Source organism: Gardnerella sp. KA01000, assembly GCF_049244035.1.
In the GTDB taxonomy this organism is placed as follows: Bacteria; Actinomycetota; Actinomycetes; order Actinomycetales; family Bifidobacteriaceae; genus Bifidobacterium; species Bifidobacterium leopoldii.
Genome location: NZ_CP058367.1, coordinates 249,061 through 265,569, shown reverse-complemented (window position 1 = coordinate 265,569; position 16,509 = coordinate 249,061). Strand labels below are relative to the sequence as shown.

At 41.9% G+C, this 16,509-nt stretch carries 5 protein-coding genes and 1 tRNA gene; 2 read left to right on the top strand and 4 right to left on the bottom strand.

The window, feature by feature from the left end:
* Positions 1 to 203: 203 nt before the first annotated feature.
* Complete coding sequence (locus HXT58_RS00965; RefSeq protein ID WP_410299600.1) at positions 204 to 2,396, top strand: hypothetical protein; 2,193 nt, start codon at positions 204 to 206, stop codon at positions 2,394 to 2,396.
* A 321-nt stretch (positions 2,397 to 2,717) separates the two neighbouring features.
* Here HXT58_RS00965 and HXT58_RS00960 read toward each other — a convergent pair whose 3' ends face one another.
* The 4 genes from HXT58_RS00960 to HXT58_RS00945 all read right to left on the bottom strand — a co-directional run bounded on the left by HXT58_RS00960 (position 2,718) and on the right by HXT58_RS00945 (position 6,320).
* Positions 2,718 to 4,730 carry a GH25 family lysozyme gene (locus HXT58_RS00960; RefSeq protein WP_421775640.1) on the bottom strand — a complete coding sequence of 671 codons (2,013 nt, stop codon included), beginning with the start codon at positions 4,728 to 4,730 and terminating at the stop codon, positions 2,718 to 2,720.
* Between the two features lie 137 nt (positions 4,731 to 4,867).
* Positions 4,868 to 4,941: transfer RNA gene (locus HXT58_RS00955), tRNA-Gly, on the bottom strand.
* A 120-nt stretch (positions 4,942 to 5,061) separates the two neighbouring features.
* The gene (locus HXT58_RS00950; RefSeq protein WP_004106305.1) at positions 5,062 to 5,544 is read right to left on the bottom strand and encodes a holo-ACP synthase; all 483 of its coding nucleotides are present in this window, start codon (positions 5,542 to 5,544) and stop codon (positions 5,062 to 5,064) included.
* Between the two features lie 221 nt (positions 5,545 to 5,765).
* Positions 5,766 to 6,320, bottom strand: a complete 555-nt coding sequence (locus HXT58_RS00945; protein ID WP_421775639.1) for a DUF4190 domain-containing protein — start codon at positions 6,318 to 6,320, stop codon at positions 5,766 to 5,768.
* A gap of 717 nt (positions 6,321 to 7,037) precedes the next feature.
* On the opposite strand from HXT58_RS00945, the gene HXT58_RS00940 reads away from it, so the two are divergent.
* Positions 7,038 to 16,418, top strand: coding sequence for a Rib/alpha-like domain-containing protein (locus HXT58_RS00940; protein WP_421775638.1), 9,381 nt, complete (start codon positions 7,038 to 7,040; stop codon positions 16,416 to 16,418).
* Positions 16,419 to 16,509 lie beyond the last annotated feature (91 nt).

The following is a 16,509-nucleotide window of genomic DNA, read 5'->3' as shown; positions in this document are numbered from 1 at the left end:
CATAAAGCGGTAAGTATTCGCGCTACTTGCCATGCGTTTGCAATATACTTGCTTTAAAAGTAACAGATTTTAGAACCGATACGCACAATAATGTGGGGTAAATAGTGGCAGCAATAGCGACAAAAAGCGAAATGCATGAAAACAGCACAAACGAAAAAAGTACGCGCATAATGCAGAGTTTTCTACTAAAAATAATGCCATCTATGCAAAATACGCAAAACTTTTTAAAAACCCACGCATTATTGCGCAAAATATTACCCTTTATAACAATATTTGTAATTACTGGACTTGTTACTATTTTCTTCTTCAGTAATCTATATCTTTCCTATAGTTCTAAAAATTATGCAGAAAAACAACTTGCTCTAGTTAACGCATCAATACCAGACTCCAGCAGCTATAATGCGCAAACAGGCAAAAAAGAAACTAAAGATCAAGCTCATATAGTTGGAAATACAATAAATATTCCAACTTCTGGATCAGATGTAATATTAAGCGACATCAACTCCGCTACTAAAGCTATAAAAATTGAGTTAGAGCAAACAAAACCAGTAACACTAGTTACAGGAACTGTTGAGATCGAAGACTTCGGCATAGCTCCAAACGCGTACACTCTAGCAGACTCTTTCCAAATGTCTACAGGAAAACACAACACTAGAACACTTCGATTTGAAAGCCACGGAGACGCTTATAAAATTCGCTTACACTTCAACCAAACAGGAGCTCCTTTTACACTCAAAGCTGTAACAGTAAATCCGCCTTTTGCGCTGCACATAAACTTTGGAATGTGGGCAATACTTTTCGTTGCAAGCTCACTTATATTCTTGGTATACAAGAAAAAGTGGTATTTGCTTAACTACGACCGCCACAATCTTGCACAAAATATAGTTTTTTGGGCAGTATGCGCAATGCTTATGGGATTCTCGCTCTACCTGTGCTTTGTTGTATATCACGGCCACGGCATACGAGTGCCATTCCCGTCTGACTTATACGATCGCGTCAACGGAAATCCGTACACTGAGCAGCTTAAAGCTTGGAAATCAAACTCTTTGGCTCTGCTGCAGCAGCCACCTAAAGAATTAGTAGAATCCGCAAACCCGTTTAGTTGGGGTCAACGCATGGACTTGGGTTCTAAAGGAGTATCCATACCTTGGGATGTGGTATTCCACAACAATCATTACTACTGCTACTTTGGCATAGTACCATTCCTGCTCACTTACTTGCCTTTTAATCTGCTCTTCCCACATGCAGTTCCTTCCGCAATATTAGTTGTTACAATATTTGCAGTTGCGATTATTCCGTCTATGTTCGCGCTTCTTAGAGAAGTTGTTGAATTCTTTGCAATACGTACCAATTACTGCCTGTTTTTGCTTTCTGCAGCAGCCTTCCCATTTGGATGCTTAATCTTCTACTTGCAATCTTCAGCATCCCTTTACTATATGCCTCTGCTTAGCGCAATACTGTTCGGGATCTTATTCGTATACGCTTCTCTTAAAGCTGTGCGACTTCACGCAACTCATCCGCGCGCTGGATACACGCTTTTTGCGCTCGCTGGCATAAGTCTTGCTTTACAGTGTGGATCAAGGCCAAACGCGTGCATTCCAGTTGTTGCTTTTATAGCACCGCTGTTTATTGCGCTATTATTTGACGCGAAACGAAGTATTGCAAATCGCGTTGCTGCGGCTTCAAGCTTCCTTGTTCCTGCAATCGTAGGTGTAGCTGGAATATTAGCTTATAACTACTTGCGTTTTAAGTCTTTCTTTAATTTTGGCAATGAAGAGCAACTTACTAATTTCGATTTGCGATTTAATAGTAAATCTTTTGACCCTACTAAGATTCGCGATATTTTCCTTAATTATTTCTTAAAACCTTTTAATATTTCGGAAAATTTCCCATATATCTCTATACCTTGGGCAAATAATCAAGGTTATGGAAATTCTTTCTACACGCATATGATTTTCGGTCTTATGATGATTCCACTCTTCTGGTGGATGTTTACATTAAGACGTAAGTTTATGCAAAAAATTGAGTATATTATGACAGTTGTTGGATTAGTAGCATCCTTCTTGCTGCTGTATCTTAACTACTGTTTAGGCGGCAATTTGTACCGCTACTATTGCGATTCGATTATTATATTCATTTTGATTGCAATAATGAGTATGCTTCACAGAGTTAAGCCTTATAGCAAAGATATTGATATTACTTGTGAAAAAGATTGTGCAATTACTGAGCAATCGTCTTTGCGTTTGTATATTCCAGCTGTGCTTTGTGCAGCGGTAACTATTGTAATAGTTGGTTTATTAGTATTCAGTAATCATACTGAGCCGTCTGCAGATATACAAAACGTAAACCCTGATTTATTCCTTAAGTGGAGTGATTTATTTACGATTGGTCGCTGATTTGCGCGACGACCTGCCGTAGCGCTTAAAGCGTAGTGCGCGAAGGCAACTCGGAGCGTGAGCTTGCGTTGAAAGCACGGTGTGCTTTCAACGCAAGCTCAGCAGCGAGTACACGCAAAGTGTACGAGCGCTATAAGAGCAAACACAAATTTTCCAGCCTCGTCAAAACAAAAGAACAAGAACGTCAGTCAAAACTCATAGACGATACTAAAGAATATCGAAAATAAAACTCGCGCAACATGAAACAAAATGTAAAATAAACTATATAAAAATGGCCAGCATGCTGTTGAGCACACCGGCCACTTTAGCTAGTAGACTTAATTACTTAGCTTGCAATGTAGCCTTTTGGCAAGTTTGACGCCAAATACCATTACCGTCATAATGCTCATCTTCAACAGGAGCACCGAGCTTTTCGAAGCCGCCGCGAGCGTAGTAATCTTTACGAAGATTGAACATAAGAACAAACTTCTTATCCTTACCATGCGTCCAAACGTCACCATTCTGGCAACGCTGACGCCACCAGCCAGCACCCATGTTTTCCTCTTCGGCAACAGGAGCGCCAAGCCAAGCAGCACCACGATGCCCTTGGTAAGAGTCGCGTAACTCGAACTGAATCACGTACTTAATGTCTTTGCCGTGCGTCCAAACGTCACCGTTCTTGCATTGCTGACGCCACCAGCCAGCACCCATATTCTCCTCATCGGCAACAGGAGCACCAAGACGACCATAGCCACCATGCTTGTAGTAAGAGTCACGCAATTCATACTGAATTACATACTTCTTATCTCGACCCTGCGTAAACACGTCGCCATGCTGGCAACGCTGACGCCACCAGCCGCCTCCCAAGTTTTCTTCGTCTGCAACAGGAGCACCAAGACGAGTGAACCCGCCGTGCTTGTAGTAAGAGTCGCGCAATTCGTACTGAATCACGTACTTCTTATCTCGACCCTGCGTAAACACGTCGCCATGCTGGCAACGCTGACGCCACCAGCCAGCACCCATATTCTCCTCATCGGCAACAGGAGCGCCAAGACGACCATAGCCACCATGCTTGTAGTAAGAGTCGCGCAATTCATACTGAATCACGTACTTCTTATCTCGACCCTGCGTAAACACGTCGCCATGCTGGCAACGCTGACGCCACCAGCCGCCTCCCAAGTTTTCTTCGTCTGCAACAGGAGCACCAAGACGAGCGTAACCGCCGTGACCATAGTAGGAGTCGCGCAATTCGTACTGAAGAATAAAGCTTTTATCTCCGTTGGTCCAAAGATCGCGGCGATTTGCTTTCTTACTTACTTTCCAGCCGTCTCCAACTTCTTGCGAAGAATTTGTGCTGGTGTTAGTAATCGTGTTACCAAACTCAGAAACACCATTGATTTCGCTGCCATCAGCCATGCCAAATGCGTTCAAATCAACGCGACCATCAATTCCGTCAACGCTGCCGTCGGAAGTGTACTGCCATCCGCGCAATGCTGTAGAAATAGGGAAGCCTACACGAGAACCGTAGCTAGCAACCCAGCTTGTACGCTCGTGAATATACTGAGAATTTAATGGTCCTCTCAAATAATTTGTATAAGAGTAAACGCCGAGCTTATGGTAGCCTGCAGAAACTAACTGATTCCACCAGGAAGCAACAATATCCTGGTAAACATATGGGGATGTTGGTGGTTTATGACCACTCCAGCTCCACTTTTCCAAATCGTAATAAACAGGATACGTTAAATCTTGAGGACTTACTCCAGCACCCTGTAAAAGATTTACAATGTCGGCGCCTTCAGCAGCACCATCTTCAGCTTTTTCAGCATAGGAATACATGTAAATGCCGAATGGAATACCAAGACGCTTGCATTCGCTAATATTGCGCAAAGCTTGCTTGTCATATCCATTATCCCAGCCATAGCTAATACGAATAATCGCACCATCTACTCCAGAAGCTTTTACAGCATCCCAATCAATTTCTTTTTGATGCTCAGAAACGTCAATAACCGCCTTAGCGTTATTGACGAACACATCATCATTTCCATCGATAAAAGCCGTAGTACCATCAGCATCGCTCCAATGCGCACCATACTCATTATCAATAAACGAGCTTTGATACACAGTGCCAGAATGTGATTGAATAATAGGCTTAACAACACTTTTGGTATGCACATTAGCACGCACATTTGCATGCACATTAGTATTCACATGTTCAATCGATGAAGATTTTTGCGGCGCAATGACATTCATAGTGAAAGCAGTAGCAGCCGACACTAATCCAGCTAATACACGTACGATAATCTGTCCCACGAGTCCTCCAGACATGTTTTTTACGTGTTTCTCCGCTACTACCATAGCAATAGCACCCTAATAACAAGCATAAATTCAATAGAAATGTGAAAATAATATGCAAAAATATGTGATTTTTACAAAAAACTGAAATAAATAAACCATTAAAAAGAGAATTGCAAAACGTAAAGTAAAAATAAAAATGGAGCGGACGACGGGAATCGGACCCGCGTAATCAGTTTGGAAGACTGAGACTCTACCATTGAGCTACGTCCGCAATTACGCACCATACTTGCACGAAATATTCACGCACAAATATCGACTCGTTCAAGTATACAGATGCTTGTGACATCGACACAAGTGCACAAAACATATTTTTCTTATATTGTATCTTTTCTTATAAGACTTCAAGCATTACAACAGCTGATGCGAAAGCTGAATTATCGTCTAATAATCCGTCATGGCTGAGCGAAATATGCCAACGAATATTAGCTACGTGCTCACTACTATCTACACACTCGCTGGACGCACTGAAAAGCGATTTTACAAGTTGCGAATGCACATCTGAGCTGAGAATAACGCGCGGGCAACCATGGGAATCGTTAAGAATCTCGATACTAGCCCACGGCATGTTATCCAGAGTATATGGATAAGGGTTATTTATTGTGCATAACGCCTCGGACCACGCTTTAATCACAGCTTCTTTGCCAGCCCAACGTGCTGCAATATGTAAAGCTTTCTCATCATTCTTCACTTGCGCACGAAGATCACATTGTCGAAGCTCTCGCACAGAAAACAGCGCACGCCAACCGTTGCCATCCTGCATCTGCTGAGCAAACTGCGCAACGTTTACCAAGTCGTGCCCTATTCCTGCAATCATACACACCTACTTTTAGCATGCATACCTACTTTTAGAATGCGCACATGTTTTACACGCACCTACTTTTATGCGCACCTACTTTTAAATTGCATACTATATATTACTATATAAGCATATTTCGTTAGGTAAAAAGTAAAGGCGGATGCACAACACCCGCCTTTACAAGTAAATTTTTAATTATTACTAAAGAACTTATTATTACAAAATTACTTTATGCGAATTTAATAATTATAAGAACGAGAATAGCTGCTCTGCAAATCATTCACACCGTTAACAAAGGCATCAATCTTGCTGACCACAGTAATTTGAATATAAGCAGCAATAATAATAGTTATAATTCCAAGAACCAATCCTGCAACAGCCATACCGTGACCACGCTTGGCACCTGGAACACCAGCCTTGGTGTTACGCATTGCAAGAACAGCAAAAATAACAGACAGAATACCCAAAACCCACCAAATAATAGTGAATACAGGTACCCAAGCAAATATGGTACCAATAATTCCAAGAACTAATGATGCAACAGCCAAGCCTGAAACAGGAGCCTGCTGAATATACATTGGTTGCTGACCATATGGCTGCTGAGGCTGCTGAGCATAAGGCTGCTGAGCATAAGGCTGCTGAGCATAAGGCTGCTGTTGAGCAGGCTGAGCATACGGTTGCTGAGGCTGCTGAGCGTAAGGCTGCTGTTGGACTGGCTGAGTGTAAGTCTGTTGGACTGGCTGAGCTTGAGGAACCGGCTGAGCTTGCGGAACCTGCTGGTTATTTTCGTCCATTTTCCCTCCATCTGCAAAAGCAATACAAGTGATACAATTCCATGTAGCTCATAAAGCTTTCCAAATAATTTCGATTGTCAAACGATAAGACAAACAATGCGATTATACAACATATGTAAGCCATGCAACACATACAACATTAATTAATTAATTAAGCGTCAACACATAACATATTTTGACATTTTTATGCTCTACGCAAAAATACTATATAAAATCTTGTATAAAATATATTTAAATCAACAATCACTTACGTGATTCTTTACTGCAGTAGCAAACGCCGAAAAAATCACCGGCAAATGTTTTCCAAAACTACAAAAACGACAGCAAACGCCAGAAAATTACGCACGCTACGACCTGCTTAAGCATGTGCACAAGAAACGCTACAAGCGTGATTAATTCATATGCGAATAAATTACTATAAAACGATAAAATTTTAGATAATTTTAAATAATCCGTCGTTATGACAATATTTTATACATAGAGCACCCCCCCCCCCCGGCAGAAAATTTTAAAGTTGTTATATATCTAATAATAAAAAAATTATATAAACTTTAATAAAATACTGTATAATATTATGAATTATGTGTATGCGCATAAATATTTATGCCAGTATTCGTTATGAAAAAAATAACGAATAAGTATAGAAAAAATGGACATAAGTTTAGAATAAAACGCACTCATAGAAGTAAAAGTTAAAACCAAAACAAGGGGAATACTATGGCAAATAACACTCGCAAAAAGCTCTCTAGCAAAAAAGCTACGAGCGCATTTGCAAACACATGCGCATATTACGCAGCAAAAACGAACGCAACTTCCGCGTCTGCTACCATGCGCAAGGTGTCATTGAGCACACTTGCCACAGTTCTTACTGCCGCCACTTGCTTAGGCGGTCAGCCAATCCTCGTATCCTCTAATATTCTTCTTCCTCCAACTACGGCAGCTTTTGCGCAAGAAGTGCGTAGCGCAGACACTACTACTCCTTGGTTGCACACGCCAAATATTCTTGAGTTCCAGAGGTATCGCTTTGCTAACAGCAATGGAAACACTGGTTCAACAGCCGATTTAGGCGAATACGATAACACCACTAAGAAATCGGATATGTACGCACATCTTGAAAAGAACGGAAGCGACCAATACCTAGTCTTCGATGTGTTCTTTAACAACGATGGTAAATCTATGGTCACCCATTCTACACAACACCAATATATGTGGCAGATTCCTTATGCAATTGCAGATTTAAAAGGTGACGGTTCTTACAAAGGTGACACATTAAGCGATGTTTCCTTTGATTTCTATAAACGCAATCAAACTAATCCACAGATGACAAACGCTGTTCTTTCACGCGACATCAGATTGTTCGAAAAAGATAATAATAAATCATTTGTCACTGGTTTCTTAGGAAAGGATAATGATCACAATGGTTCTATCTATTTGTATACCTTAGGTATACGTATGGGAGCTAGCAACAGACAAGATTTGAATGCTACTTTCCACAACAATGCAGGCGACGGCGTCATTAGCAATGCTACAACACTGAAAGGTGTTTACAGTAAGTACAGTTATGGCATTGGTTTAAGAACTATAAACGTCAACTACGCAGTACACATGCATTGCAAAGTAAAATTACGTCAAGGAGTCACTCTTGACGACATTCAAGATGCTTATACATTAGCAAATACGAGTAGTTATGGAACTACTACTAACTCCGCATATACATTTATTTCTGGTCGCGAGCGCTGGAGTGAACCAAATCTTAAGCGCACAAAAAGCGATAAAATCCCTCCAAAGCTGTATTTGAACGGCAAGGAGATTGGCGATTCAAACAACAGCATAACCGTATATCAGGGAGATATTCCTACAATCACTTTCGGCACATCAGATGACAGCGGAAAGGTTAATAGCTTCTCAGTTAACGGTCTTCCTAACGGTAAGGGCGATGTCACTGAAAACAGTAATGGCATGGAAGCAACTGAAGCTAAGCATCACAACCATGTTGTTAGTAGAATTAAGTTTGAATATAAGAACGGCAATACGCCAGCAAATACTGACTACACGGTTACTGTCTCTGCAACCGACGCTTCTGGAAACAAAGTAGAAAAGAAAGTTACAGTACATCTTAAGAACCTGAACCAGAAGTACAAGGCTCCAACTGCCGATGCACTTACTGTTGATTGGGGTCATAAGCTGACTGAAAAAGAACTGGAAAATCAGATAAAAGGCAATGATGGAAAAGGTAACAACGGCAATGGTACAGTAACCTTTATTGGTAAGTTACCAAAGACAAATCTGTCCGAAAGCCATTTCAAACATTCTCGTAACACTCTGCAAGTCGCATCAAAAATCATATATGCAGATGGATCCTACCATCTAGTGAACATTCCTGTAATAGTTAGAAAGCCACTCGCTTTTGAGCACGCACCAAAAGGCAGCGAGAACGCTGTAACCGTTGGGGATAAACTTAAACAACCAAGCGATTACATAACACTCGAAAATAATTCTGGCAATAAAGTTAAGCCGCAAAAAGTCGAATGGTACGGCGGAGAGCCTAATTCCAGCACAATTGGCAAATTTAATAACACTGTCAGAGTAAATTACACAGACGGTAGCCGCAAAGACACTACTGTAACATTTAACGTTAAGCCGAAAACACCTGTTATTGAAACGGATTTGAACGGTCGCGCAAAAATTAAAAACCAGAAAGTAGTAGTAAACGTCGGCACTGGGTTTATACCAGACGCCACAAACACGGTTACCTTATACGATGCCAAAGGTAGCGTAATTGGCTCTACTACTGAAATCAAAGACGGTAAAGCAACTATTACTGTAGCTGGTGGCATACCTGCAGGAAACGTGTATGCAGTTACAAGCAGTTCATACAACAATTCTCAGGATAAACATACAAATACCTTCAATTTATCTTCCGATAGAAGTGAAAACCATCAAGCTACAGAAGATAAACAAAAGCCAACACTTACAGCAAACGATGCAACTGCAAAAGTTGGAGAAGACTTAAGCTTTAATCTTGAAGCAAAAGATGATATTAAAATTGACGACTTCAATATTGCAGCTCCGTTAGCGAAACTTGTAAATGGTGATTTTTCACGTTTGAAGATTGATTATCAAGGAACACAAGATAATCCAAAAGATCGCAAAGTAAAAATTACGATACTCGGCATGAAAGCAAGCGAAGTTGGAGAACACAAGCTTAAGTTCTCAGTTACCGATGCTGCTGGAAACAAAACTGAGAAGGAAGTGAAACTAACAGTTAAGCAACCTTACGAGCTAAAAGCAAATCCTATTACCGTTGACTTAGGTCATAAACTTACTAATGATGATGCTAAGAAGATATTTGAAAACAGCAAGAATGTTCCTTCTGGAACAACATACACTTGGGTTACTAAACCTGAAACCAATTCAACTGGGAAAGAAAAGCCTGGCAAAGTAAAAGTCAGCATTCCTGGAGGAGAAACTAAGGAGATTCCTGTAGCTGTAACAGTTCAAGATACAGTGAAACCAGTAATAAAGGTGTACAAGAAAGGCCCTGGTGACACTTGGACTGAAGTAACCGAAAAGGTTACTGAAGGCAAAACAAGTTACACAAAGATTGACACGTACCACGGTGACAAGTGCGAACTGAAAATAACTGCAACCGACAACAGTGGCAAAGTTACAGATTTGAATATTAATAGTTTATTAACAGGCTTGACTACATCTGATTTTGCAACAAAGCAAGGCGCTGGTTCCGAAAATGATCCTCGAGCTATAAAGATTGCAGGCAATGTGCCGAATGGCATGGCTGCCGGAGCGTACTCTAGGACTCTTGTAGCAGTTGATGGTTCTGGAAATAAAACTAATCTTCCAATTCGTTTTATTGTGCACACTCAAGCAGATAAGTTTAGCAAGATTACTCCAAAGGATATAACTCATAACATTCCTGCTGACGGCAATAATAACAATCATCCAAAGGCTGAGGATGGTATCTCGGAAACTAGCAAGAAAGATTTGCCAAAAGGTACCACGTATTCTTGGGTTAAAGAACCAGATTGGAATAAGCCTGGCAAGCAGAGCGACGTTAAAATTCGCATAACGTTCCCAGATGGTTCAACTAAGGAAATTACATCAAAGCTTACTGTTACGGATACTATTAAGCCTGTTATTGAAAAGCCTGATCTAGGAACAGCAAAACATGGAAGCAAAGATCATTACTTACTGAAAGTTCATCGCGGTGAGAAGTTTGATCTTACACTGAAAGTTCACGACAACACCGGCAAAATAGTCGGCGCAAGTTTGAATGACAATGTAACTGACTGCGGAATTACTAAAACTAATTTAACAGTTGACAATGCAAGCAACCACAGTGTTAAGAACCCTGCTATTGTGCATATAACTGGCACAGCACCAACCGACGAAGTAGTAGATCAACATTGGAGCCGTACTGTTACTGTAACAGACGAGGCTGGTAATAAATCTGAACTCCCTATTCAGATTGCTGTATATACAAGCGCGGAGGAACACAAAGCCACATCAAAGCAAGTCAAAAAACCATTTAATAGCGCAGTAACTGTTAAAGACATTCAAGATGCAATAATAACTGACTATACAAGCAAAGACCCAACTAAGAAACAGGTAATTTCTGTAAAAGATGGTCAGACTTTACCAGATGGCAAAACTTCTGGAAACTCTAAGGTTACAGCAATTGTTACTTATCCAGACGGTTCCACGACGGAAGTTGTAGTTCCTGTAACTATTGCTACTGCTCTTAGTAGAACACATATTCCAAAATCTAACACTGTAGAAAAGTCTTACGGCTCTACTAAGAAGCAAATAGAAGATTCCATAACAAGCACTTCTACTGGCGGCGGAATATCTTGGCCTACTGGCAAAGTTCCTACAGGAAATACAACAATTGAAATTTCCGACAAAACCAAGATTCCTAGCGGAACTGAACCTGGCACATACGAAGTTCCTGTAAAGATAACGTATAGCGATAACTCTATTGGATACGCAACAGTAAAAGTTAAAATTGGCGAACCACAGAGCAAGAGCTACAACCCACAAGGCAATACGCTTACGTTTGCTTACAACTCGAAGCCAAAGACTAACAACATATCCGGTAAAATTACTGGTGTTGGCAAGGATAAAGGCATTAGTCTTAAAGATAAGCAGGGTAAAGATACAGCGCTTCCTACTGGCGCAAATATTGCTATTGACAACCCAAGTAACATTCCAGACGGAACTAAAGCTGGCGATTTTACTGTTCCTGTAACAATCACCTATGGCGATGGTTCAACGGATCACGCAACAGTAACCGTTAAGGTTGGCGAGCCTCAGAATAAGAAGTATGAGCCAAAGCAGCCTGATGGAATCAAAGTTGACTATAATGGCAAGGTTCCTTCTCATGAAGAAATCAAAGCTAAAGTCAAGTTTGGCGATAACAAGCAACCACCAGCTGATACAACAATCACAGTTGACGATGGTCAAACACCTATCAACACTAAGACTCCTGGAACCGTAAACGTTAAGGTTACCGTGAAGTATCCTGACGGTTCTGAGGATCACGTGGAAGTTCCTGTAACAGTTGGCAATCCAGATAAAGAGACCTACAAGCCAAGCGCAGAAGCTATCAGCAAGAAGCGTAATGATCCAGCACCTACTGCTGATGAAATCACGAAAGCTGTAAAGACTTCTACAGTTAAGGACAAGCCTGCTCCAGAGGGAACAAAAGTAAATCTTGTAAACAAAAACAACTTGCCTGATACGACTAAGACTGGCACAACTAACGTACCTGTTAAGGTCACCTACCCAGATGGGTCAGAAGTTGTTCTTGAAGTTCCAGTGGTAGTTAAGGATACTGACAAGGATATTTACACACCAACGTCTTCTACGCTAGAAAAGCCTTACGGCTCAACTATTAGCGAGGATGACATTATTGGTAAGGTTACGGTTCCACACTTCGCTGGAGATGCAGGTACAATCTCTTACAAAGTCAAGGATGCGAAGAAGATTCCAGCGAAAGGCTCGGAGCCTGGAGTTTACACGGTAACTGTAACAGTAACTTATCCGGACAAAACAAGCGAAGATGTGGACGTAAACGTTACAATCTTGAATAAGGATTCTGACTCTTACGAACCAACCGCTAAAACTCTTACGAAGAAGCACGGCGAAAAGATTAGCGATGAAGATATTACTAATCAAGTAAGAGTGCCTAATTATCCAAGTGGAAAAAAGCAACCGACCAAAACCATTCAAACTGGAACAACGCCTCCAAATACGAATACTCCAAGCGAAAGCGATGTGCCGGTTACTGTTACTTACCCAGATGGAACTAGTGACACTGTAAATGTTCATGTGGTTGTTAAGGATACGGATGCTAATACGCATAATCCACAAGCTAAACCACTTGAAAAGAATATCGACAGCGGAAAGCCTGAAGAAAGCGAAATTACAAGTAAGGTTACGATTCCTACTTGGCCAGCAAACGAAAAAGATAAGCCAACTTACTCTATTGACAAGGAAGATGCTAAGAAGATTCCTACTGGAGATAAGGCTGGCAAGTTTGAGGTGCCTGTAACGGTTACATATCCGGATAAATCAACAACCGTGATCAACGTGCCTGTAATTATTAATGCTCCAACGCCAGAAGCGAAAACTGGTGTGACTGTGCCAAAGGGTGCGGAACCTAAGCCAGAAGACATGATTTCCAATAAGGATAAGTTCCCTGAGGGCACGCAGTTTGAGTGGGATAAAAAGCCAGACACGAACACGGAAGGTACCAACATAACAGGCAAAGTAAAGATTACTATTCCTGGATCTGATACTCCTAAAGAAGTTGACGTGACTGTTAACGTTGTTAACCCAACTGCATCTGAAGTCAACGTGCTACAGGGCAAGGATTTGCCAGAAGCTAAGGATGTTATTAAGGATTCTAGCGATAAGAGTAAATTCCCTGATGGCACTCAGTTCAAGTGGAGTAAGGAAGATACACCGGACACTAACAATACTGGCAAAAAGAACAGCAAGATTATTGTTACCCTCCCAGGTCAATCCCCTGTAGAGGTGCCTGTAACGGTTAATGTTTTGCCAACGCCAGAAGCGAATATTGTGAACATTCCACAAAATGGAACAGATTTCCCAATCGCAAGTGATGTTATTAAGGATTCTACCGATAAGAATAAGTTCCCTAAGGGCACTAAGTTCGAGTGGAAAACTAAGCCAGATACTAAACAGTCTGGCAACAACAAGAAAGGCACAATAACCGTCACTGTTCCAGGTGTAAATGGAAAGCCTGGAACTTCTGCTGATGTAGAAGTTACTGTGAACGTAACTCCTGAGCCTAAGGCAAAGGACACCTCCGTTATTCAGAACAGCGATCCTGATCCTAAGAACAGCATTGAGAACAAGGATAAGTTCCCAGACGGAACTACCTTTACTTGGGGTACAGGCAAAGACGGAAAGTCTGGCAAGCCAGACACATCTACAACTGGCGAAAAAACAGTAAACGTTGTGGTAACTGTTCCAGGACAAAAGCCTAAAGAAGTGACTGTAAAAATTACTGTTACAGCATCTCCTGAAGGAAAAGACGTAACCGTGCTGCAAAAGACTGACGGCAAGGATACCACTCCTCAGCCAAAGGATGTTATTAATAATCTACCTAAGGATGCTAGTATTTCTTGGAAGAAGAAGCCTGATACGTCAAAGACTGGCAACCAGCCAGGAATTGTGACTGTTAAGGTGGATGGCGAGCCAGATGTTGACATTCCAGTCAACGTGCTCGTTGTGCCAAATCCAAAAGGCAAGACGGTAAACGTGCAAAAAGACTCCGCTTTGCCGGATCCAAAAGACATGATTGCCAATAATGGTGACTTCCCTGAGAAAACCACATTTACTTGGGCAACTAACGGTAAGCCATCAACGTCTAGTACTGGTGAGCAAACTGGAACTGTTGTTGTAAATATTCCGGATATTACAACTCCTGTGAATGTAACAGTAAAAGTAAACGTTGTGGATAAAGACAAGCTATTTATCAACGATGACAAAGCCGAGAACACACCGGATAAGCCTGATAAGACCACTATTACTGGTAAAACTCAGCCAGGAAACACAGTAACTGTCAAAGACAATGACGGTAATACTGTTGGTACTGGAGATGCCAACAAAGACGGAAACTTCACTATCGAAATCGATAAGAAGGATCCTGGTACAAAACTCGAGCTTGTTCCAAGCAAGGGTAATAACGAAGGCACTCCAGTAGAAGTAAAAGTTACTGCTAAGCCACAAAAGCCAAAGATTACGGTACCAACCGACGATCACAAGAACGGCGGAAACGTAACTGTAACACCGCCACACGGCGATGAAAACGTTGTCAAGATTGTGATTAACGACAAGCCAAATCCGCTTAACGGTCCAGAAAAGCCAGAACAGACAATTATTGTCAAGAAGGGTGATGACGGCACGTGGAAGATTGACGGAGACACTCCAGAAGGTGTAACTGTTGATCCGCAAACTGGCGTTGTTACGATTCCGGCAAAAGACTTGGAAGACGGTAGCACTATTACTGCAGTAGCTAAGAACAAGACGGATAAACCATCTGATCCTGCTACTGCTGTAACCGGCTTTAAGACTCCGCAGATTACCAAGCAAACGCTAAAAGACAATCCATATGATTCTACTAAACAAATCATCACTGGAAAGACGCTTCCAGGCGCGAAGGTAATTGTTACCGACGAAAAGGGCAAGGAAATAGGAAGTGGCGTTGCAGATAAAGATGGCAACTTCACTATTACTATCCCGAAGCAAAAGCCTGGTGCTATCGTCACCCTCACGCCAACCAATGGTAAGGGTGATGATGCAAAGACGGGCGATAGTGTAAATATTACTATCGGCGGAAATATTACTAAGCCAAAGATTGACACTCCAACCAATGGTGGCGCTAGCGTAACGCCGGATCTCACGGATACTCGTGTCAACAAGGTTGTAATTACCTACACGCCAGAAGGCAGTGAAACAACCGCAACGATTACCGTTGTTGCTGAAGGCGATAAGCATGAGTGGAAGATTGACGGCTCTGCACCTAACGGCGTGACTGTTGATCCGCAAACTGGCGTTGTTACGATTCCAGCAAACAAGATTAAGCACGGTAGCACTATTACTGCGCAATCAGAAGACAGTAGCGATAAGACTGGCAAGAGCAAGTCAGAAGTGGTAACTGCTAAAGTTGGCGAAAAGGAGAAGCCTGCACCAACTCCAACGCCTATCCCAACAGACAGGCCACTTGTGGTAACACCACAAGATGGTGCCGAGCAGGGCTCTGCAACTGTTACACCACCATCTGACGCTGATTCTATGGAGATTACATACACTCCTGAAGGAACTGGAGCGGCTGGTGAAATACCTGGAATCTCTATTCCTGGTTCCCCGTTGGTTCCAACACCAACACCAACACCTACCCCAACACCTACCCCAACTCCAGCGCCTGATACCACTCCTTCTACACTCGTAACAATCAGAGTGAAGAAAGGAACGGACGGCAAGTGGACGTTTGACGGAAAAGCTCCAGAAGGCGTAACAGTTGATCCAACTACTGGTAAAGTAACGATTCCAGCGAATAAGATAAAAGACAATACCCAAATCACTGCGAAATCGAAGAAGGGTGAAACTACTTCTCCAGAAGTAACAGGCATAGCTGGAGCGAACCCAACAGGAAACCCAACGCCGTCTCCTTTGCCGTCTCCTTCACCGCTTCCTGATAAGCTTCCTGACGTTCTTCCTGAGCAACTTCCAGAAGAACCTACTGAGCAAAATCAAAGCGACAAGAAGGAACAAGAGCAAGATTCTAAGGACAATAAGCAGCAAACCCAAACTGCTAAAACTCAAGAATCTAATGAGAATAAGTCTGATTCAGACTCTGTAAAGCAAAATGCAAGCAACGCGAAGAACGTAGCAAATAACGCTCCGGCACGGCACTCATCCGGTAAGGTTACTACTTCAAATCTGAGTAACACTGGAGCCGCTATTGCTGCTGCAGGAGCTGTTGCAGCATTTGCAGTAGCAATAGGTGGAGCGATTGCTGTTATTGCTCGCAAAAGGAAGCGCAAGTAAGGCGTACATGCTGGGAAATAGTCAGCATAAACCACAAAACTAAATAAACCAAATAACTAAATAACTAAATGCTCTGTGGAAGAGAAAATTC

Coding starts and splice junctions, on each gene's coding strand:
- HXT58_RS00965 (WP_410299600.1), top strand. CDS start 204: ATGCAAAATACGCAAAACTTTTTAAAAACCCACGCATTATTGCGCAAA.
- HXT58_RS00960 (WP_421775640.1), bottom strand. CDS start 4,730: ATGGTAGTAGCGGAGAAACACGTAAAAAACATGTCTGGAGGACTCGTG.
- HXT58_RS00950 (WP_004106305.1), bottom strand. CDS start 5,544: ATGATTGCAGGAATAGGGCACGACTTGGTAAACGTTGCGCAGTTTGCT.
- HXT58_RS00945 (WP_421775639.1), bottom strand. CDS start 6,320: ATGGACGAAAATAACCAGCAGGTTCCGCAAGCTCAGCCGGTTCCTCAA.
- HXT58_RS00940 (WP_421775638.1), top strand. CDS start 7,038: ATGGCAAATAACACTCGCAAAAAGCTCTCTAGCAAAAAAGCTACGAGC.